The following is a 20,304-nucleotide window of genomic DNA, read 5'->3' as shown; positions in this document are numbered from 1 at the left end:
GCCGTGGTTCATTCCTCATGAAAATTCATCATGAAAATCCGTCATGATACACCGCCTTGAATTATATCCATAACTTTACGAATCTCCACAGACAAAGGCAATATCAAACTACGGATTTCATGGAGATCAGGCTTGCATATTTTTTCTGATGGTGCCAAAATTACAGCAACGTTACGGGTAATGGGTATGAGAAATTGAGAAACGGGCGGCAAAAAAAGAAATCGGCCGGCAAAAGAAAGATATGGTAAACAGAAATGCGTAATAAGCACAGACCTTCGAATCGGAGAATATTGTTTTGCGTGATGACGCTGCTTGTGTTTCTTTTCGTCGGGGCGGAAGAAAGCCATGGGGAAGAGAAACTGTTTTTTCTGTCGCCGGGCGTCAATGGGTATTTTCCCACGGACTCGAAAACACGGGACGCCTTCGGAGACGCCTGGTGGAGCCTGGGGGTTTCACTGAACCTGGAGAGTCTGACCGGCGGCTTCGAAGCGGCTGGATTCAACCTCACTCCCTATTTCGGACTCTACTATGGAGAGAAGGACGACAACGACGCCTGGATCATTCCCGTGGGGCTCCAGGCGCGATGGAACTTCAGCGACGCGGGCATCCTGAGGCCCTACGCCGGCATCGGGCTCGCAGGTTACGGAATACGATTCGAGGATCGGGCGGCAGGGGTCGATACGGGATGGAGAGGCGCCTGGGGCGGACGTCTCATGCTGGGAATGGACATCACCCGGTGGTTTAACATCGAAGCGGCCTACAACTTTATTTCCGACGTCAAAGATTACGACCTGAGCGGGTTTTCCGTTCAGGGCAAGTTCAAAATATATTTTTAGTCCATCTCTTTTTTATTCCCGTTTCTCTGTCACTTCGAGCCGGTCCAGCACCGCTCTGTTTTTCCATACCCGAACCAGAGCCTCCAGGTTGCCCGCCCAGCCCGCTCTTTCCAGGTCGAATCCGGTGTTTTCCTTCACGTAAAAACGTTTGAGAGAGCTTCCATAATCGATGTAGAGTTCCGACTGATCGTAAGACAGCTCCACTCGTCCCCGAATACAGATCTCCTCCGACGAAGGAGTCTCCGTCACGCGCACAGGCCGATAAATTCCCTTTTCGTCCGGCGCGAGAGCGACATACACCCACTCTGACGACAAAGCCGCATCGCCGGTCTTCTCTTTTTCTTCCTTCAGGCGTCGCAAGAGGGTCGGGTCCGCCTGTTCCACCGGAATTTCTTCGATATTGAAGCGCAGATCCACGTAATCACCCCGAAAAATATCCCGGGGATCGACGGGAAGGGCCGGCAAACGAATTTCCTTCCCCAGAGCAAGCACCAGAGCGGAGGTCGCCGGCCTGGTCAAAAGCACCGCCAGAGGAAGCAATATAACCAAAAGGTATCTGAAGGCCCGTCTCATGACGCTGACGCCTCTCTTTTCGGGTCCTGCCGTTCTTTGGAGGCCCTGCGGCGCTTTCGGACTCTCTCAAGCCCAAAACCCATCCCCACCAGAAGGATCCCTCCCGTGGTAAAAAACATCGCCTTGGGCATAAAGTCGTAAAACCGATCGAAATAGTACCGCAGAATCAGGACGCAAAAAAAGACGACCGCGCCCGTAGAGCCCTTGTATATGCACCAGAGCAGGACAATGGAGACCACAACAGCGGCGACGACAGTGGGATCGACAGAGCCCCAAAGAGAGTTCCAGCGCGACCATCCCCAGAGCTCACGAATCGTCAGAGAAATCCCGCAAACTCCCGTCAGAGTCACGCCCCACCCATCCAGCGGCCATTGCCGGAAGGCGAAACCGCAAAGGCAGAACAGGCACCCCGCAAGAACTCCAAAAATCATTAACAGCGCCATGTCATCCGTACAGCGGATAATCTGAATCGTCATCATATTCAGCGCGAGAAAGACGTTCAGATGAAAACCAACGCTTCCTCTTCTTTCAATAAACCACCAGAGCGCCCAGAGAATCGACAGAACCGCCAGAGGCTCCGGCTGCCAGACGAGGGTCTTCAGGACGCTCATGAAGTCGCCATCTCCGTAAGAATACCGGATGACGGACCAGAAGAACCCATGAATATAAACGAGAGCGATCACCTGAAGCAGCGTGAGCTGCAAACGGTCCCGAAACAGCAGCGCCGCTGGAAAAATTCCGATCATCCACCACAAAAGCGCCGTCGTGTAATGACCGCCCTCATTGAAAATCTGCGCGATCAAAAAAATGCCTCCACCGTAGATGAAACTTCCCAGCAGCAAAAGGGCTCGCGAAGTTTTGGGCAGCTCCTCCTCCATGTACCACGCCGCAAAAATCGACAGCATATAAACCAATATCACCAGAGCGACCTGGAATATTCGGCTGAATTCCATCCAGTGCGCCGCGATGTAACTCAGAAAACCGAGTCCCATCAGCACCGCGCCCAAAGCCATAATCAATCGGGACATGTACCCCTGTTTCGGTTCGTACAGTCCTTTAAGGGCCTGAGCCTGCTGTTCGGAAAGCAGATCCAGAGTTCGCCAGCAGCTCAATTCCCGTTGCAGGAAGCGAAAATCTCTCCTGGAAATCGATCGTTTCGAATCGGATTCAGACATGGCGGCTTCGCTCATGAGCCATGACGCATCAGTACACCCGACTGCCCAGCGGAATATCCGCCACAGGGGCGATGAGAGCGATTCTTTCTTTATCTCCTTCTCCGTCCACCGCCGTCAAAAGCATGCCGTTGCTCTCCACGCCGCAAAGTTTGGCAGGCTTCAGGTTCGTGACCACGACGACGCGATGTCCCTCCAGTTCGTCGGGTTTGAAGAACTCTCGAATGCCCGAGCAAATCGTGCGCCGCTCGTAGCCCAGATCGATTTCAAGCCTGTAGAGTTTTTTCGACCGCGGAATTTCCTCCACTTTGACGATCTGTCCTACCCGCATCTCCACCGAACTGAACCTCTCGATATCGATCTCCGGTTCATGGGCGGGTTTTTCCTCTTTTTCCTTCGACTCCGGAACTGCCGCGGCTTCTCTGGCCTTCTTCCAGGCCTCCACGTCGATTCGGGGAAAGAGAATATCCCCCTTGACAACCTTCGTTCCCGCTCCTCCTCCCCAGCGGAAGTCGTTGAGCTGGGCGGCGAAAGGGGTTCCGGAGCAGCCCAGCTGCTTCCAGATTTTTTCCGCCGACTCCGGAATATAAGGCGCCACCAGCAGGGCCGAAAGCCGCAGAACCTCGTACAGCGTGTGCAGAACACTCTTCAGCCGCTCCGTGTCCTCTTCCTTGTTCAGTTTCCAGGGCATCGTCTCGTCGATGTATTTATTTCCCCGGCCAATGAAGGCCCAGATGTGCTTCAGAGCTTCGTCGTAAGAGAAAACGGTCATCGACTGATCGACCAGCGCAACGGTGCTCTCGCCCAGCACACGAATCTCCAGATCCAGGGGATGAGCGCCCTGAGAGCTTCGGATGCCTCCGTCCGGAACCACTCCATCCGAATAGCTGACGATCATCTGAAGCGTGCGGTTCAGCAGATTCCCCAGGTCGTTGGCGAGATCGCTGTTGATGCGCCCCACCATTGCCGCTTCGGAAAAATCGCCGTCGTTGCCGAAGGGAACTTCCCGCAGCAAAAAGTAACGAAACGCGTCGGCGCCGTACACCTCGGCCATTTTGAACGGATCGACGACATTGCCTTTGGATTTGCTCATTTTCTCGCCGTCCACGGTCCACCAGCCGTGAGCGATGACCGACACCGGAACGTTGACCTTCAGCGCCAGAAGCATCAGGGGCCATATCACGCAGTGGAAGCGAATGATGTCCTTCCCCACCATATGCCGCACGGCAGGCCAGTACGTCCGGAACATCTCCGGACTGTCCAGATAGCCGACGGCGGTCGCGTAGTTGACCAGCGCGTCGAACCAGACGTAAACCACGTGCTTTTCGTCTCCGGGGATGGGAATTCCCCACTTCAGAGTCGTCCGGGAAACGGACTGATCCCGCACTTCTCCCCGAAGGAAGCTCATAATCTCGTTATACCGGATACGGGGCATCACGCCCTGCAGGTTCTTCTCGTAGTGTTCGATAAGCTGGGGAACGTACTTCGAGGCCCTGAAGAAGTAGCTCTCCTCCTTCATGGTGATCAGAGGCCGCCCGCAATCCGGACAGGTTCGGTTTTCGCCCATGCTCGACTCCGGAACGTAGGTTTCGCAGGGGACGCAATACCAGCCCTCGTAAGTTCCCTTGTAGATGTCGTCCTGGTCCATGAGTTTTTTGAACATGGCCTGAACCACGCGAATGTGACGGTCCTCCGTGGTGCGGATGAAATCGTCGTTGCTGATATTCAGGACCTTCCACAGCTCTTTGAAGTTAACGTGAATTTTATCGACCAGCTCCTGGGGCGTCATTCCCTTCGCCTCAGCAGCCGTCTGAATTTTTTGCCCATGCTCGTCCGTCCCAGTGAGAAAACGAACGTCGTACCCCTTCATGCGCATATAGCGGCTCATCACGTCACAGGCGATAGTCGTATAGGCGTGCCCGATATGGGGAATGTCGTTGACGTAATAAATAGGCGTGGTGATATAAAAACTTTTCTTTTCCATTATCTATGGAACCTCCCTGGGGGACTCTCACGCCTTTCCGGCTTCAAGCCCCACCGATATATTTCACTCATATATATTGCAATTATATATATTTCAAGCATACCGTTGCAATGTATTTACTTTATATACTACACCCTGCCCGGAGGGATTTTTCCCGAAAAAGACAATAAACCCCCAGCACGCCGCTTCCGGCTTTCACCCGGACGCTTTCTCCCAGAGGCCGGTTGCTGATGGTCCATGGATGGGACTGAGGGAGTTCCGCGTCATGAAGCTCCCATCTGACGCCCTCGACGGTGACGCCGCCGCAGACAGCCGTCAGGGGCAGAAGGGAAAGAGCGACAACCGGAAGGTAAAAAGTCAGTTCCACCGCCTCTCCTTCAAACAGGGGAAACAGAACCTCCGTCTCATCCGCGAAGGCCCGAACGCGCACACCCCATTCCTCTCCCCAGAGAGCGGAAAAAATATTCCCGAAGGCATGATCGAAACGCCCGCCCCAGCACCCCGTGACCAGAATGTCTCCTTTCAGGCCCTTCAGGCAGAGCTGAAAATCCGTGTAGTCCTTGTCCGCCGGATAAAGCTCGGGCCGGATGCCAAGACGCTCCAGCCATCGACGTCCTTCATCGCCGATGCTGTCAAAATCCCCCAGCGCGTGATCCGGACGGACATTCGCGATCCTGCAGGCATCCACTCCGCTGTCGGCCGCGCAAACTCTCTTTCCCGAGGCGGCTTCTCTCAGCCAGGCGGCGTCAGGCATGCGTCCTCCCAGGACCAGAATCTGTTCCACGGCCGCCTCCCGACCAAACTGAGCGTTCATCTGAGGCAGGCAAAAACGGGACGTCCGGTGCTCTTTCATCGCCGCAAAATCCATCGCCGCTCAGGCCATCGTTTCCTGAAGGCCGCTACTCCCCGAAGGGATCTCCGTTTCGGGCTCGTTCCAGAGTTTCGTAGGCGCTTTCCTCATCCATGAGAATTTCCCGGGGCTTCGAGGAATTTGCCGGCTGGGGCCCCACGATGCCCAGTTGCTCCAGCCCCGTCACCAGCCGCCCCGCCCTGGGGTAGCCCACGTTGAGGTAGCGCTGCAGACCGCTGGCAGAGGCGATTCCCGTGTCCATAACCACCCGGACGGCCTCCTCCAGCTTGGGATCGTCGATAATGGCGGAACCGGAGCGGGTTCCGTTCTCTCCACTGCCCCCGCCTCCGGCGACGTAATCTTCGAATTCGATGTACTCGGGCTCTCCAAAAAGGTTCTTCATGTACTCCACGAACGCCAGCGTGCGCTCCTCCGTGATGAAGGACGCCTGCAGGCGAAGGGGGCGGGGATAACGGGTGCTGTAAAAAAGCATGTCCCCCCTGCCCAGAAGTTTCTCGGCTCCCCCCGTGTCGATGATCGTGCGGGAATCCGTCTGAGAGGGCACCGCAAAAGCCACCCGGGCCGGTACGTTGGCCTTGATGAGTCCCGTGATGACGTCCACGGAGGGACGCTGGGTCGCCAGAATGAGGTGGATTCCGGCGGCTCTCGCCTTTTGGGCCAGACGCGCGATCAGGCCCTCCACCTCCTTGCCCGCCGTGTACATCAGGTCGGCGAACTCATCCACCACCACTACAATGTGAGGGAAGCGGTGCTTCGGCAGGGCCTTTTCATTGTAAGACGCCAGATTGCGAACCTTGGCCCGGGCAAAACACTCCGACCGGTTTTCCATCTCCTGCACGGCCCAGGACAGGGCGGAGATGGCCTTTTTGGGATCCGTGACGGGACGGGCCAGAAGGTGGGGCAATCCCTCGTAGATCGCGAACTCCACGTATTTGGGGTCCACCAGAATGAGCCGCAGTTCCTCCGGGCTGCGCTGAGAACACATCCCGAGAATGCAGGTGTTCGTAAAAACGCTTTTACCCGACCCCGTGGTTCCCGCCACAAGCAGGTGAGGCATATCCTCCAGCGCGCAGATCAGGTGTTTCGAGTCGACCCGCACTCCCATGGGAAGAATCAGCCGCGCCTCGCTTTCCCGAAATTCCTCGGACTCCAGGATGGACCGCAGAGTAATCCCCCTTCGCCGGGGATTCGGAATTTCGATGCCCACATAACGCTGTCCCAGAATAGGCGCTTCCACCCGCACGGACACTACGGCGAGAGCCATCATCAGATCGTTGGCCAGACCGGCCACCTTGCTGACCTTGATGCCCGGCGCCAGTTCGAGCTGAAACTGAATCACGGAGGGCCCGACGACGATATGAGCCACGCTGGCCTTCACCCCGAAGTTCTGAAGAGTGGTGACGATGGTCTCCGCCTGCTCTCTGGCCAGGTCGTCGCCTTCGTTGTCCTCTCCCTCCTTCGCCGGTGGGCCGAAAATATCCAGAGGCGGCGGAAAAAGTCCTGCGCGAACCCGTGCGGCGTCCTCCTCCTCCGGAAGCTGCACCTCCGGGTAGGCCTCCTGAACCGCGGTCGACGTTCCGTCCTCCAAAATCTTCGCTTCTTCTGTTTTTATTCCCTCTGTTTTTATTCCTTCTGTTATTATTTCCTTCCGGCTTTCCTCCGTTGCTGGAGAAGTCAGAAGGGCTCTCAGCTCCTGGACCTGTTCTCCCGGAGCGATTTTTGGGACGCCCTCGACTTCAATGATCTGAGCCGGATCCAGTTCCGATTTCGACAGCAGAGGTTCCACGTATTCCCGGGTTGCAGCTTCCGTCGGGGTCGTTCCCTCTTCCTGTTTTTCCCACAGGTGTTCCGCTTCCAGGGAGGCCAAAAGCCCTTCCAGAATTTCCGAGGCCGTCTGAGGAGGGGCAGCAGGCCCTTCTTCAGGCAAAGAGAGCTTCGTCGCGTTCTCCGCTTTTTTATCCCCATCAAAAACAGGACCATCGAAAACAGGAGGCTCGGATGTCGTTTCCGATGGTCGGATTTCGGCATCTTCCTTCGCCTCCGGGACGACAGGGGCTCCCGCAGGAGGCTCCGGCGACGGCTCCGCGGGGCTTTCTCCGGCTTTCATCGACTCGGGGACAATGGGCTCCGTGGGGCGCCAGGTCGTGGGATCGACCAGTTCTTCCCCCACCATAACCAGCCCGTCCACGGGCGTCGAAGCGAGAACTTCGTTTCGGGGTTCCTCCGGAGCGGTGGGAAGAACCAGATCTTCAGCCGCGACTCTGGGGAAATGCCGTATGGTGAAGGCGGGAGCTTCGCTTTCGCGCTTCGGAGTTTCACGTTTCGAACCCTCATATTTCAGGTCTCGGGAGTCTTCCCTGGAGCGTCCCGCGCCGGAGCGGAAAAGCCGGGCGGGCAGCCTGAAGCCAAAAAAGATCATGGACAGCGCCAGCGAGGCGAAGGCGACGATAACGGTTCCCAGCGCTCCCAGATTCAGCACGAAAAAACGCGCCAGTCCGTCCCCCGTGACGCCGGGAGTAAAAATCGCCGGGGCGAGCTCCCAGTGAGCCTGCTTAAACAGTCCCAGAGCGAAAGCCGTCGAAAGGTAAAGCTGCAGCGTTCCGAAAATCTGCCCCAGAGGGCGGGGAATTCGGATTTTGGCGATCCAGGCCACGCAAAGGTAGAACAAAAACGCCAGGGGAACGATAAGCGCGCCTCCCCAGGTCGTTCGCAGATAATTACCCAATAAACGCCCGCTTTTACCCGTCCACGAGCTGTCCATCAAAGTCCCCATCAGAAAAATGACGCCCGCCGTAAAAAGGAAAACGAGAAATTCGAACCACCTTCCGGTCCCGGAGTGCCTGCGAGGGGGTCTCTTTCTCGGTAAAGCGGCTTTCATTTTTCTGTTACGAGAAAGTGCCATGTCCGATTTTCAGCTCCTATTCCGTTCTTGCTTTTTTGGTGTTCCGGCGATGCTCTTCATAAGTGGAAGCAAAGTAATGATGCCCGTCTTTCCTCGCCACATAGTAATAGTAATCGTTCTCCTCCGGCTCCAGAGCCGCCGCCCAGGACTCCGCCGACGGGACGCATATGGGAGCCGGCGGCAGTCCCTGTACAACATACGTATTATACGGCGAATCCACAGTGAGGTCGCTGTACAATACCCGCGTCAAATTTCTTCCCCGAAGCTTCCAGGCGTAAATCACGGTGGCATCGATCTGCAGCAGCATGTCTTTCTTCAGACGATTCATGATCACTCCCGCGATGGCCGCCCGTTCGTCGTCCCAGAGGGCCTCTCTCTGCACCATCGACGCCACGGTGGCGGCCTGACGCAGGTCCTTCGACGTCACCTCCGGAGGCAGAGCGACTCCGTACCGGTCCCACCAGGCGTGACTGGCAGCCCGAACCAAATCCTTCGGCGTTTCCTCCACGACAAAATAGGTCTCCGGCAGCAAAAACGCGATACGTCCCGCCTCGGTGGAGGGAATACGGGAACGCATCGGCTCGGGGTAGTTCAGATCGTCCAATATCTCCCGCTGCAGTAAGTCGCCATTTTTCGCAGGAGTCGGGTTCTGCTCCTCGTCGAACACTCCCCTCAGAGAGAAAATATCCATTCCGGGAATGATCGTGAGGCTGGACGTCACGGGTTGGGTGGCGCGCAGCTGTCTTGCCATGTTCCACGCGTCCGTCCGGTTGACGCGATACTGGCCCGGACGAATTTTTCGGTCTATTCCGAACCGGACCATCCACTTCGCCAGTTTGGAGGCGGAGTCCGTGATCGCCTCCTGATCCTCGAAAGCCTGAGCGCACTGACGGGCGTTCAGCCCGGGTCGGATCACCACGATTTTCATTTCTCCGTGGGGAACGGGGAGGATTCTGTCCCAGAAATTGAGCGGGATCTTCATGTGATACGCCGCGGCTCCCAACCCAAGACCCAGCAAAAAGGGAAGCAGAATCAGAATCAACAAACCTTTTTTCATCGAATCCATCCTCCAACTCCCTCTTTTCTCCTGCTCTCCGGCTCTTCTTCATTCCTTCAAGGCCAGTCCAGTCCTTCGGGTACAACAGAGCGCCGTTCACCCGAAGCTATTTACAGATGAACATCGCGTCCCCAAAGGAAAAAAATCTGTATTCTTCGGCAACGGCCAGGGCGTAGAGCCGACGAAGGGCCTCCAGCGCGTCCCTTTCTTTCGCTTCCCGATCTTCTGAAACCCTGTCGCGAAGGTGCGCGACGAAGGCGGCAACCAGCATCAAAAGAGAGCTTTTCGGCAGATGAAAATTCGTCACCAGCGCGTCCACCACTTTGTAATCGTAACCGGGACGGATAAAAAGATCCGTATTTTTTATGCCCGCAGTCACGGTCCCGTCTTCCCCGGCCATGGACTCCAGGGTTCGGGTCACGGTCGTTCCCACGGCCACGACTCTGCCCTTTCTCCTCCGGCAGGCTCTCACGGCCTCTGCCGTCGCCTCCGGCATTTCGCAGTATTCGCTGTGGATATGGTGCTGACGAATATCCCTCGCCTTCACCGGACGAAAGGTTCCCAGCCCCACGTGCAGCGTCACCCAGGCGATGGATGTCCCCCGCTCCCTTATCCGCTCCACGAGGTCTTCCGTGAAGTGAAGGCTTGCCGTGGGAGCCGCCACAGACCCGTCCCGGGCTGCGAAAATCGTCTGGTACGCCTCCCGGGGAAGCCCCTTCGTTTTGATGTAGGGCGGCAGAGGCATCACCCCCCGGCACTCCAGAAAAGCCGTCACGTCCTCCCGTCCGGTTCCGACGCGCAAAACGCGAATTCCTTCCTCTTCGGCGCTCTCGATCCTCAACACCCGGTCTCCCACAAGAACCTCCGACCCTGGGGGCAGACGGCGTCCCGGACGGACCAGAGCCCGCCATCGACAAAAATCGCTTTCCACCGGTTCCAGCAGCAGAATTTCCACCTTTCCGCCGCCCCGAACCTTATTCCCCGTGAGCCGGGCGGGCAGAACGCGGGTATCGTTGAGAACCAGCAAATCATCGGGGCCCAGATATTCAGCAATATCCCTGAAGACACGACCTTCCGTTCGATTTTCCGGAACGTGCCAGACGAGAAGACGGGAGCTGTCCCGGGGAACCGCCGGAGTCTGCGCGATCCTCGATTCCGGCAGGTCATAGTCGTAAGCATCCAGGCTGTATATATCGGTCATTTAAAACTTCCTTCTATCGAAACTTTGCTAAACTAAACTTTGCCAAACTTTATTTATGTTATTTAAACTTCTTTACGGTAGTTCCCGAAAAATAGTATTCCAGAATGCGTTCGGCCTTCCACCCCTGCCGGGCCAGAGCCTGAGCTCCCCACTGGGAAAGGCCGACGCCGTGCCCCCATCCCCTGCCTCTGAAGGTGAAAAAACCGTTTTCCTCCGCGATAACCTGTCCGGAACGCAGGGCCGGCATGGACACGGGCAGAGACTGAGGAAGAGCGACGTCCTCCGCGGGGGCTTCAGCGTCCGTTTTGCCGCCGCTCCGCTGTATTCCCAGGTAAAGGTAACTTTTTCGCTTTTCGGGGTTCAGAAGCATATCCATCAGTTCCGACGAAGAAAAGGCCCCATCGACCGTCATACGCGTCAGACGGGCTTCCTCCGCGCCGGACATGGGAAGATCGAGGTTGGGAGGCGTCTGTGAAGCCGTTTTTTTCGCCGCGGCGGGAGATGTCGGGGACGGAGACTTCTCCAGGGGAGCGTCTCCCGTCAGCAGAGTACTTTTAATGAGATTGGGTCCTACCGCCATTCTGAAGCGACTGGCCTTCACCTCCGCGGAACCGGCGCTTCCCGCCAACGTCAGCCTCACCGCGCGTCCTCCCCCCTCGGTTTCCGAAACGCGAACTTCCCTGAGCTGCCCTATACTGATTCCCAGTCTGGAAAGGGCAGCCTGCATCTGGGACGCCGGAATTTTCGCGGTCCAGGAGGAATTGGGGGACTCGTACTCCACCGGCTCTTTCACTCCCGTCAGATAAGGGAGTTTTTCTCCCCACACGTTGGCGTTGCTGGCGGTATGCCCTCCGCTGTCCGAGTGAAACGGCGTGAAGGCCACCCCGTTGTTATAAGTGACGATCTCTCCTTTGGTCTCTCTCACCGCGCGGTCCGTGGCGGCGGTTTCCACTCCGGCGCCCTTGTACACCTGATCGGAAGCGGTATCCCCCACGTCATATCCCCGCATGGACCGGTTGAGGCTTTGACGCACGCCATAGGTTCGGGAAATGATGGCCTGAACCTTCAGGTACTCCGCCGGCCATTTGGAGCTGGCCTCCGCGGGCAGCACTCCCCGGATGTAGTCCTCCACGTCGAGGGTATTGATCAAAACAAAATCCCGGCTGAGCAAAAACTCTCCCCGATACTGTCTTCCCTTATATCTCAAAAGTCCCCTGCCGGAGATTCGGAGCGGAAGAGGCATTTTCGTTTTTCCCATAACCGCTGAAGAACCCGATCGCGTCAACACAATCGATTTTTCCGCGCTGTGAGTTTTTTTCGCGCCGTCGACGAGTTTCAGCGGACCTTCCGAAGCGATGGCGAGGCTGGACTCGCCGTCCGCCAGACGCACGTAAATATCTCTTGCCTCCGCCGTTCTCCCAAACGACAAAATCAAAGCCAACGTCAAAAAAAACGTCTCTACTCTGTTTCGCAACGCTTCCTACCTCCGGCCGCAGATGCCCCCTGAGAAAGGCGCCATTAAATTCTTCAAAATTAAAGTTCTTCAAAATTAAGTGCAAAAATTAAGTGCAAAAATAATAACATCTGCGCGAACGGACTGCAAATATCTGTTCCGTACTTCGATTCAGGGGCTGTCACCGCGTCCCGAACTGCCACTGCGTCTCAATCAGCCCGTCACTGCGCCTCAATGCGTTTCAAGTTTCAATGCGTTTCAAACGGAAGCAGGATCGTCCCGTCGGAGGGAGGCTGTTTTCCAAGATATTCATACGCCGCGGCAGTGGCCCTGCGCCCTCGGGGCGTTCGCTCCAGAAACCCCTTCTGTATGAGGTAGGGCTCATAGATGTCCTCTATGGTCTGAGGGTCCTCGTTCAAAGCGGCCGCGATCGTGGACAGCCCCACCGGCCCGCCCTCGAACAGTTCGATGATTGAGCGCAGGATACGGCGGTCTCCCTCATCCAGTCCCTCCGGGTCGATTTCCAGCATATCCATCGCCTGATCCGCCATTTCCGCCGTTATAACGCCCGTCCCCCTGACGGCGGCCACGTCTCTGACCCGTCGCAGAAGCCGCAGAGCCACGCGGGGAGTCCCCCTGGAGCGGGAGGCAATTTCCCCCGCGGCCTCTTCGAGAATTTTCACGTCGAAAGCCACGCTGGCCCGCTGAACGATCCGGACCAGTTCTTCGTCCGTATAGGGAGTGAGCTGTTCCACAATGCCGAAACGGGCCCGCAGAGGAGACGTCAGAAGCCCCAGTCGGGTGGTGGCGCCGCACAGGGTGAAACGGGGCAGAGAGAGGCTTATCGTTCTTGCCAGCGGCCCCTTCCCCACCACGAGATGAAGGGAAAAATCCTCCATGGCGGGATAGAGAACCTCCTCCACCTGCGCCGGAAGACGATGAATCTCGTCGATGAACAGAACATCGTTGTTTTCGATATTGGAAATGATCGCGGCCAGATCGCCCGTCCGCTCCAGAGCCGGGCCCGTGGTGGTCCGGAGCTGGCCTCCCATTTCGTGCGCGATGATCCCCGCCAGCGTGGTTTTTCCCAGACCCGGCGGACCATAAAACAGGGCGTGGTCGAGAGGTTCTCCCCTGCCCTTCGCAGCCTGCATATAAATCTGAAGTTTTTCCCTGACTTTCTCCTGCCCGATGAACGTGTCCAGAGTCGTCGGCCTGACGGCCAGATCCTCCGGAGAACGGGGGGGAGAAAAAAAACGAGTGTCCTTGTCATCCTGCATGAATCCGCGTCTCCAGTCAAACCTGAAAAATCGCCGGCTGCCGAGGTCTCACTGTTTGCGATGCAGTGCCTTCAGCGCCGCCCTCAAAAGGCTCTCTTCGTCCATTTTATCGTAATCTTCCCCCTGGGCGGCCCGAACCAGAGCCAGAGCCGACGCGGCCTCCCCCTGAGAAAAGCCCAGAGAGCGGAGCGCGTCTCCTACCGTGTCCACAACCCGATTCCCCGGCAGTACGTTCTTCTCTCCCGTCTGAGGCAGGGTCAGAGAAGACAGCGTCGAAAGGCTGTTTTTCAGCTCAAAGCAAATTCGCTCCGCCGTTTTGCGCCCTACCCCGGGCACCCGCACAAAGGAGTCCACATCGGCCATGGAAACCGCGCGAACAATCTCTTCGGCCGAGAGGACGCTCAGAACGGCCATGGCCGTCCGCCCCCCTATCCCTTTGATCGTCGTGATCTTCAGAAAAATTTCCCGCTCCGCCTCATCGGCGAACCCAAAAAGAGCGACCCCCGCCTCCGAGATCTGAAGCCAGGCCGTCAGCCGCACCCGATCCCCCGGAGAACAGAGAGAAAGAGCGCCTCTGGAGGCGTTGATGTCGAACCCCAGTCCGTTCACGTCCAAAACCACATTCGTCTCCGTAACCGAAAGAACCTCGCCGCAAAGAGAGCGAATCATAGCCTGCCTCCCGCCGTTTGTCGCGCCGCCATCGTTTTTTCGTGTTTGTAGAAGGCCAGCCCCGTCAGAGCAATGGCCAGGGCATCGGCCGCGTCGTCCGGTTTCGGGATCTCATCCAGTCCCAGAACCTTTTGAATCATGCGCTGAATCTGAGTTTTGTCCGCGGTTCCCGTTCCGCATACGGCCATCTTGATCTGGTTCGGCTTGGGCTCCAGAACCGGCAGATTCCTTTGGGCGGCCAGCAGCAGCACCACTCCCCGGGCCTGCCAGACGTACTCCGCCGTCGTAATGTTGCGCCCGAAAAAAAGGCGCTCTACGCACATAAAATCCGGGGAGCAGTCGTCGAGCCGCTCCCCGAGAGCATCGTACAAATAAAGAAGCCGCTGAACGAAGGGCGTTTCCGGCCCTGTCTCCAGACAGCCCCAACAAATCGCCTGAACGGAGGAGCCTCTCTGCCGCACCAGCCCGTAACCCATACGCGCCAGTCCAGGGTCCACACCGAGACAGATCAGGCCGGCCTCTCCCGATCCCACGCTATTCCTCGATCTGCGCGGCGACCTCGTCCGGAATGTCGAAGTTGGGGTAGACGTTCTGCGTGTCGTCCTGCTCCTCCAAAGCGTCCACCAGACGGATGATCTTTCGCGCTACGTCCACGTCGGTGATCTCCACCGGTGTTTTTGCCACCATGGGGGTTTCGGCGCTTTCCACCGCGTATTTTGCCTTCTCGAGAGCCATCTGCAGCGTGTTCAGATCGGAGGGCTCGCAGTACAGGGTATATCCTTCCTCCGCAGGCTCCATATCGGTCATTCCCGCATCCAGTCCGCAGGACATCAGCGCGTCTTCGTCCAGTCCCTTCCCTTTGACCTCGATGACCCCCCTGCGGTCGAACATCCAGGCGACGCTGCCCGCTTCTCCCATCTGCCCGCCGTTGCGCGTGAGCAGCGCGCGAATTTCAGGCGTCGTGCGATTGCGGTTGTCGGTCAGGACCTCGATGAGCAGAGCCGTACCTCCCGGGCCGTAGGCTTCGTAGGTCAGTTCCTCGTAGGCCGCTCCCTCGATTTCGCCGGTTCCTCTCTTGATTCCCCGAATAATGTTGTCCATGGGGACGCTCACCGCCTTGGCCCGGTCGATGGCCGTCTTCAGGCGCATGTTCATCGCCGGATCCCCGCCGCCTTCCTTGGCTGCCACGATAATCGCCCGGACCAGCTTCTGGAAAAGATTGCCCCGCCGGGCATCCTGCGCTGCCTTTCTGTGCTTGATGTTCGCCCATTTGGAATGTCCTGACAAAAAAATCACCTCATAGCAGAAATTATTTCCTTATTATAACCGATAAATCGACGACCGACGGATTCCTCCGATCGACGAATTCCTCCGGCCCGAACCGGCGAAACTCTCGTTCCGCGTTCATACGCAGTATACGCTCCCGGTCTTTTATGGTAGTATTACGCAATTGTCACGTATTTTCATCGCGCGGTGGCGCAAAGCGCGTTTTTTAAAGCCGAGGGGGCGGGGTTAATGTGTAAAGAAAGCAAAGATTACAAAGATACGCTGAACCTTCCCGTCACGAACTTTCCGATGAGGGCGAACCTTGCGAAGCGAGAACCCGAATTCCTGAAGTTCTGGCAGGAACACGACACGTATCACAAGGCGGTGGCCCGGCGCAAAGGGGCAAAGAAATTCATTCTTCACGACGGACCGCCCTACGCCAACGCAAACATACATATCGGAACCGCCTTCAACAAAATCCTCAAGGACTTCATCCCGAAATACAGGCTGATGAGCGGACATTACGCGCCTTTCGTACCGGGGTACGACACCCACGGGCTGCCCATTGAGCTTCGTGTTCTGAAGGATGAGAACCTCTCCAAGGAAGCCGCGGATCCCGTTCTGCTCCGCAAAAAATGCACCGAGTTCGCCACCCGGTTCATCGGAGTGCAGACCGAGGAGTTCAAACGTCTGGGCGTGTTCGGAGAGTGGGACAACCCTTACATCACCCTGAAGCCGAGCTACGAGGCCATAGAGCTGAACGCCTTTGCCGACATGGTGGACAGAGATCTGGTTTACCGCGGTCTGAAGCCCGTTTACTGGTGCATCGACTGTCAGACGGCCCTGGCCACGGGAGAAATCGAGTATGAGGATGAACCGTCGCCCTCCGTTTACGTGGCTTACCCCATGCCGGAGGCGGCGCAAAAATACCCCGCGCTCGCCGGAAAGGACGTTTACGTGGTCATCTGGACGACCACGCCCTGGACCCTGGCGGCAAGCATGGCGGTGGCGCTGCATCCTCACTATGAATACGGTTTTTACGAGGCAAACGGAGCAGATGGGGCAAACGAAAGGGTCTTTCTTCTGGCCGCGGAGCTGAAAGACGCCGTGGCAAAGGAAACGGGGATCGCTCTCGGCGCGCCGCTGGCCACCGCCAAGGGCGCCGAACTGGAGGGACTGATCTCCATCCATCCTTTTTACGACGATCGGAAGATTCCGCTGATTCTGGCCGACTATATCATGCTGGATTCCGGCACGGGCTGCGTTCACACGGCTCCCGGGCACGGCACGGAAGACTTCGAAAGCGGGGTCAAATACGGCATCGACGTCTACAATCCCGTGGACGACGCCGGATACTACCTCAAAAACACCCCGCTTCTGGGGGGAATGGACATTCATTCCGGAGGGAAAAAAGCGCTGGCCCTGATTGAAGAACGAGGACGCCTTCTGGGCAGCGGATCGATCATGCACAGCTATCCCCACTGCTGGCGCTGCAAAAAGCCCGTCATCTTCCGCGCCACGGAACAGTGGTTCATCGCCGTGTCGAAGTTTCGGGAGCGGGCGCTGGAGGTCATCGACAACGAAGTGCGCTGGATCCCCGAATGGGGTCATGATCGCATCTACAACATGGTGAGAGACCGCTCCGACTGGTGTCTCAGCCGCCAGCGGGTTTGGGGCGTTCCCATCCCCGCGCTGAAATGCGGAGACTGCGGGCAGCATTCCCTGACGTCCCAGCGTATTCGAATTTTCGCGGAAAAGGTGAAAAACGCTCCCGAAGGCTGTTCCATATGGTGGGACAAAGATCAGACCCCCGAGGCGCTTTTCGGTTCTCTGGCCGTCTGCGACGCCTGCGGCTCTCACAACGTCTCCAAGGACAGCAATATCCTTGATGTCTGGTTCGACTCCGGAACATCGCATTTCGCCGTCCTGAACACCTGGGAAGGACATGAGTGGCCCACGGAAATTTATCTGGAGGGCAGCGACCAGCACCGCGGGTGGTTCCAGTCCTCCCTGCTGGCCGCGGTGGCCGTGAAGGACCACGCGCCCTATCGCCAGGTTCTGACCCACGGGTTCATCCTGGACGGGGAAGGCCGCAAGATGTCCAAATCCCTCGGCAACAGCGTCTATCCCCAGGAGATCGTCAGCGAATACGGCGCGGATATTCTGCGCCTCTGGGTCGCCTCCACCGACTATCGCAACGACGTCCGTATTTCCACCAATATCATGCGGTCCCTCTCGGAGACGTACCGCCGCATTCGAAACACGGCGCGCTTCCTTCTGGGAAATCTGCATGGCTTCGACCCGAAAAAACACTCCGTGCCCACGGACAAACTGCTGCCCATGGATAGATGGATTCTGAGCCGCCTGAACCGCGTGATCGAACGCGCGGGAGAGGCCTTCGAAAACTACGAGTACCACCTGCCCACCTACGCGATTCACTCCTTCTGCGTCACCGAGCTGAGCTCCTTCTACCTCGACGTCAGCAAGGACCGTCTTTACGTGGAGGCGGAAGATTCCCTGACGCGCCGCAGCGCCCAGACCGCCATGTGGGAAACGCTTTCCGCCGTCACGCGGATGCTGGCGCCGATCCTCAGCTTCACCGCCGAGGAAATCTGGCAGGAAATGCGGACGATTGACCCCGCTCTTCCGGAAAGCGTCTTTTTGAGCGATTTTCCCAAACCAAATAAAACCCTGATCGACGAGTCCCTGGACACCCTGTGGGACAGAGTTTTGAGTCTGCGCGGTGCCATCAGCCGTCTTTTGGAAGAACTGCGAGCAGCCAAAACCATCGGAACTTCTCTGGAGGCCCGCGTTCAGGTTCGAAGAACTGAAGCCCTGGCCGAGGTTGAAAAAGCCTTCACCCTCGACGAAATGGCGGACATCGCCATCGTCTCGAAGTTCGAGTGGACGGACGCGCCTGACCTCGAAAAGACGTTCCGGGACGAGGAGACGAGTTACGAGCTGGCCGCGGCCTTCACCTCCGGCTCCCGGTGCCCCAGGTGCTGGAAGTACACCGAAACTCCGGTCAACGACGGTCTTTGCCCCCGATGCGCGAAGGTGCTGGAGGCCCGTTGACGCCGAAACCTGAGGAAAACCCTTCCGCAGACAAAGATTTCGACGGCGACGACGAGATCGAATATGAACGTGTCGAACACATCGAGGCCGATCCGGACGGGTCACGCCTCGATGTCTTTTTGTCCCGAACGCTGGGCATCACCCGATCCTTCGCTCAGAAACTCCTGAAAGAGGGCCGCGTCCGAAGCTCCCGCCCCGCAGCGGAGGCTCCGGAAGGCTCGAAGGGAAAGCTGAAACCTTCACGGCTCCTGACCTCGCCGGAAACCTTCGTCGTCCTCATGCCGCCTCCCGAACTTCTGGAAATTGAACCGGAAAACGTCCCCTTCGACGTCATCCACGAGGACCAATGGCTTCTGGTTGTGAACAAACCGGCCGGGCTTGTGGTGCATCCGGCCCCGGGACACCGGCGGGGAACCCTGGTTCACGGGCTTTTGTGGCGTTATGCCGACCTGGGCCCCTTCAACAACGTTCGCCGGCCGGGAATCGTCCACCGCCTGGATGCCACCACCTCCGGCCTCATGCTGATCGCCCGCGAACAAAAAACGATGGAGCTCTTGCAAACGGATTTTCGAACGAGGTCCATCGAAAAAAAATATCTGGCGCTCGCTCACGGAAACTTCGACCGGAAGTCAGGAATCCTCGAAGGCCCCATCGGACGACATCCTCAAAATCGCCTGAAAATGGCCGTCATCGAGGGAGGTCGTCCCTCGGCCACCGAATACCGCGTCCTGTGGAACGCCTCCGGATACGCTCTGGTTTTGTGCGACCTCCTTACGGGACGCACCCATCAGATTCGCGTCCACATGGCCGCGGCGGGGCACCCTCTCGTGGGGGACTCCCTCTATGGAGGAAAAGAGATTTTGCGAACGCCCTCAGGAGCCGAACGGGTTTTTCTGCACTCCTGGAGACTGGCCTTCACCCATCCCATCACCCGGAAACCCATGCGCTTCACCCTCCCCATCCCCTCCGAGCTTCGAGAATATCTGATGGGGGAAAAGAGTGGCCGGTAAATTTTATTTTTATGAAAAAGCTTATTATGTCGGATATTCGAAACCGACAGCGCCGGAGAGAGAAAGGGACGCAAAGACGCCCGCCGTCCGCGCCTCTGTCGAGCACTCCGCCGCCCCCTGCCCGTGATACCGTGACCCGACCGTCGTTGACAAAAACGGCTTAACTGCTATAATTCTCTTGTTTGTTTTTCAGCAGGAGGGTGGTTAGTTCAGAGGTAGAACGCTTCCTTGACACGGAAGAGGTCAGAGGTTCAATTCCTCTATCACCCACCAAGTAAAATCAAGGGTTCAGGAGATTTCTCCTGAACCCTTTTTTATTTTCATTGTAACACCCTTGTAACAAATTTTTTTGATGTCAGGTTGCTGCGTCTTTGGGATGAGATGGAACCGACACTCTGAGTTTCCCTTTTACCATTGTAACTGATTACTCCTGTCCGACTTATGGATGCGGGCGGACGAAAAGCGGCACGATATATGCCTGCACCCAGGCAGCCCCGATGATCGCGGCTGCGGCCGCCAGAACGATCATCACTTTTCCGGACAGCCAGATGCTTGCCGGCGGATCGATCTTGATGTGCTCCTCTAGCATTTTTTGTTCTCGTTGATCCGTTCCGAAAGAATCTGCAATTTTTCCGACATATTGGGGACGACATTCTTGTCGTTAAAGTCGTCCATGGATTGCCGCAGTTCACGGATTTTATCGAATGCTTCGTCGATCTGGCATTGCAGCGCATCGAACGATGGTTCCCGAAATCGACTTCGCCCATCGTACATGTGTATCACCTTCCTCGCTCGGCCTTATACCGGGGAGGCAACCCCCACCTTTTCAGCCAAAGTTTTCAGCCGATTGTACCAACCTGCCCGGAACTTTTCCTGTGTCGGGTTCGTGCGTATGATGTCATCGTAGTATTGTTTTCGTACCGACAGAAGAGTCTCCGACATGGCAACACTCCGA

Annotated in this window: 18 protein-coding genes and 1 tRNA gene; 4 read left to right on the top strand and 15 right to left on the bottom strand. The window is 57.2% G+C overall.

The window, feature by feature from the left end:
• The first annotated feature begins 299 nt into the window (after nt 1–299).
• Complete coding sequence (locus LBR61_07165; GenBank protein ID MDR1731861.1) at nt 300–836, top strand: hypothetical protein; 537 nt, start codon at nt 300–302, stop codon at nt 834–836.
• A gap of 12 nt (nt 837–848) precedes the next feature.
• On the opposite strand, the gene LBR61_07160 is transcribed toward LBR61_07165, so the two are convergent.
• The 12 genes from LBR61_07160 to LBR61_07105 all read right to left on the bottom strand — a co-directional run bounded on the left by LBR61_07160 (nt 849) and on the right by LBR61_07105 (nt 15,285).
• Nucleotides 849–1,409 (bottom strand): GDYXXLXY domain-containing protein, encoded by a 561-nt coding sequence (locus tag LBR61_07160; GenBank protein ID MDR1731860.1) that lies wholly within the window; start codon nt 1,407–1,409, stop codon nt 849–851.
• Complete coding sequence (locus LBR61_07155) at nt 1,406–2,584, bottom strand: DUF2157 domain-containing protein (protein MDR1731859.1); 1,179 nt, start codon at nt 2,582–2,584, stop codon at nt 1,406–1,408. The genes LBR61_07160 and LBR61_07155 overlap by 4 nt, the downstream gene beginning before the upstream one ends.
• Before the next feature lie 28 nt (nt 2,585–2,612).
• On the bottom strand, nt 2,613–4,565 hold the full coding sequence (gene metG, locus LBR61_07150) for a methionine--tRNA ligase (protein ID MDR1731858.1): 1,953 nt from the start codon (nt 4,563–4,565) through the stop codon (nt 2,613–2,615).
• A 121-nt stretch (nt 4,566–4,686) separates the two neighbouring features.
• A complete protein-coding gene (locus LBR61_07145) occupies nt 4,687–5,433 on the bottom strand; it encodes a thiamine diphosphokinase (protein ID MDR1731857.1) in 747 nt (248 codons plus the stop codon).
• Between the two features lie 31 nt (nt 5,434–5,464).
• Nucleotides 5,465–8,338 carry a DNA translocase FtsK gene (locus LBR61_07140; GenBank protein MDR1731856.1) on the bottom strand — a complete coding sequence of 958 codons (2,874 nt, stop codon included), beginning with the start codon at nt 8,336–8,338 and terminating at the stop codon, nt 5,465–5,467.
• 16 nt (nt 8,339–8,354) lie between these two features.
• Nucleotides 8,355–9,395 carry an endolytic transglycosylase MltG gene (gene mltG, locus LBR61_07135; protein ID MDR1731855.1) on the bottom strand — a complete coding sequence of 347 codons (1,041 nt, stop codon included), beginning with the start codon at nt 9,393–9,395 and terminating at the stop codon, nt 8,355–8,357.
• A 106-nt stretch (nt 9,396–9,501) separates the two neighbouring features.
• On the bottom strand, nt 9,502–10,596 hold the full coding sequence (gene queA / locus LBR61_07130) for a tRNA preQ1(34) S-adenosylmethionine ribosyltransferase-isomerase QueA (GenBank protein MDR1731854.1): 1,095 nt from the start codon (nt 10,594–10,596) through the stop codon (nt 9,502–9,504).
• A 58-nt stretch (nt 10,597–10,654) separates the two neighbouring features.
• Nucleotides 10,655–12,070, bottom strand: coding sequence for a SpoIID/LytB domain-containing protein (locus LBR61_07125; GenBank protein MDR1731853.1), 1,416 nt, complete (start codon nt 12,068–12,070; stop codon nt 10,655–10,657).
• A gap of 227 nt (nt 12,071–12,297) precedes the next feature.
• Nucleotides 12,298–13,329, bottom strand: coding sequence for a Holliday junction branch migration DNA helicase RuvB (gene ruvB, locus LBR61_07120; protein MDR1731852.1), 1,032 nt, complete (start codon nt 13,327–13,329; stop codon nt 12,298–12,300).
• Nucleotides 13,330–13,377: 48 nt separating this feature from the next.
• Nucleotides 13,378–13,998, bottom strand: coding sequence for a Holliday junction branch migration protein RuvA (gene ruvA, locus LBR61_07115; protein MDR1731851.1), 621 nt, complete (start codon nt 13,996–13,998; stop codon nt 13,378–13,380).
• Nucleotides 13,995–14,531 carry a crossover junction endodeoxyribonuclease RuvC gene (gene ruvC, locus LBR61_07110; protein MDR1731850.1) on the bottom strand — a complete coding sequence of 179 codons (537 nt, stop codon included), beginning with the start codon at nt 14,529–14,531 and terminating at the stop codon, nt 13,995–13,997. The genes ruvA and ruvC overlap by 4 nt, the downstream gene beginning before the upstream one ends.
• A 1-nt stretch (nt 14,532) precedes the next feature.
• Complete coding sequence (locus LBR61_07105; GenBank protein ID MDR1731849.1) at nt 14,533–15,285, bottom strand: YebC/PmpR family DNA-binding transcriptional regulator; 753 nt, start codon at nt 15,283–15,285, stop codon at nt 14,533–14,535.
• A 228-nt stretch (nt 15,286–15,513) separates the two neighbouring features.
• Between LBR61_07105 and ileS the strand changes: the two genes are divergently transcribed.
• From ileS to LBR61_07090, 3 genes are all read left to right on the top strand, one after another.
• Nucleotides 15,514–18,339 (top strand): isoleucine--tRNA ligase, encoded by a 2,826-nt coding sequence (gene ileS, locus LBR61_07100; protein MDR1731848.1) that lies wholly within the window; start codon nt 15,514–15,516, stop codon nt 18,337–18,339.
• A complete protein-coding gene (locus LBR61_07095; protein ID MDR1731847.1) occupies nt 18,336–19,349 on the top strand; it encodes an RluA family pseudouridine synthase in 1,014 nt (337 codons plus the stop codon). The genes ileS and LBR61_07095 overlap by 4 nt, the downstream gene beginning before the upstream one ends.
• 198 nt (nt 19,350–19,547) lie before the next feature.
• A tRNA-Val gene (locus tag LBR61_07090) sits at nt 19,548–19,622 on the top strand.
• A 166-nt stretch (nt 19,623–19,788) separates the two neighbouring features.
• Here LBR61_07090 and LBR61_07085 read toward each other — a convergent pair.
• The 3 genes from LBR61_07085 to LBR61_07075 are packed head-to-tail and all read right to left on the bottom strand — an operon-like array spanning nt 19,789 to nt 20,291.
• Nucleotides 19,789–19,938: a hypothetical protein gene (locus LBR61_07085; GenBank protein ID MDR1731846.1), complete on the bottom strand. Its 150-nt coding sequence runs from the start codon at nt 19,936–19,938 to the stop codon at nt 19,789–19,791.
• Nucleotides 19,932–20,123, bottom strand: coding sequence for a hypothetical protein (locus tag LBR61_07080; protein ID MDR1731845.1), 192 nt, complete (start codon nt 20,121–20,123; stop codon nt 19,932–19,934). Before LBR61_07080 ends, LBR61_07085 begins: the two co-directional genes overlap by 7 nt.
• A 24-nt stretch (nt 20,124–20,147) precedes the next feature.
• A complete protein-coding gene (locus tag LBR61_07075) occupies nt 20,148–20,291 on the bottom strand; it encodes a hypothetical protein (protein MDR1731844.1) in 144 nt (47 codons plus the stop codon).
• Nucleotides 20,292–20,304 lie beyond the last annotated feature (13 nt).

It is taken from the genome of Synergistaceae bacterium, assembly GCA_031272035.1.
Taxonomy (GTDB): Bacteria; Synergistota; Synergistia; order Synergistales; family Aminobacteriaceae; genus JAISSA01.
Note: the sequence above shows the minus strand (reverse complement) of the source record. Positions and strands in the feature narration are given on the sequence as shown.